Genomic DNA, 693 nt, shown 5'->3' with positions numbered 1-693 from the left:
GTATAAAAACGAGCTATCGATCTTTAGCTGCAATACATTTAAAAACCAGGGCTTACACACATAACACAAGCAATAACCCAACACGAATGAAATGCCCGCGAACAAGGCAGACTCCACATAAAACTGCACGGCAATACTAATACGGCTTGCACCGGATACTTTGCGTACTCCTACTTCCTTGGCCCTTAACGTCGCCCTCGCGGTAGAAAGGCTCATGTAATTAACCAATGCCAGCAGCAATATGAGCAAAGCCACCAACGGAAAAATCTTTAAATACCTGGTGTTAGATGAATCGCCAAAGTTCATGTGCAGGTGGGTATCCGTTATCGGCGATAAGGTATAAATCATCTCATCAAAGCTTTTATCCTTTTTTGCCATCGCCTGCAGGTTACGCCTCAACGTGGCAGTATCCGAGGCATGATTTAAAAGCAGGGTCAACCCGAATGAGCCAAAGCTTATACCTTGCGAACCTGTATACATTGATGCTTCTTTCATTGAAAGCAAACTTGTGTTAGACGCCACAAAGTTGAAGTCGATAGATGAATTTGACGGGGCGTTTTCGGCTACGCCTGTAATGTGGTAGGTATATGCACTATCTGTTTTTATGATAAGTGTTTGCCCCACCGGATTTACGTTGCCGAAGTATTTTTTAGCGATATCCCTGGAGATTACAACAGAGAATGGTGCTTTGAG

Annotated in this window: 1 protein-coding gene; it reads right to left on the bottom strand. The window is 43.7% G+C overall.

From position 1 onward, the window contains the following. A partial coding sequence (locus AC1DPZ_RS28515; RefSeq protein ID WP_477409888.1) for an ABC transporter permease occupies positions 1 to 693 on the bottom strand: 693 nt, incomplete at both ends.

Source organism: Mucilaginibacter sp. P4_G9 (assembly GCF_056400985.1).
Note: the sequence above shows the minus strand (reverse complement) of the source record. Positions and strands in the feature narration are given on the sequence as shown.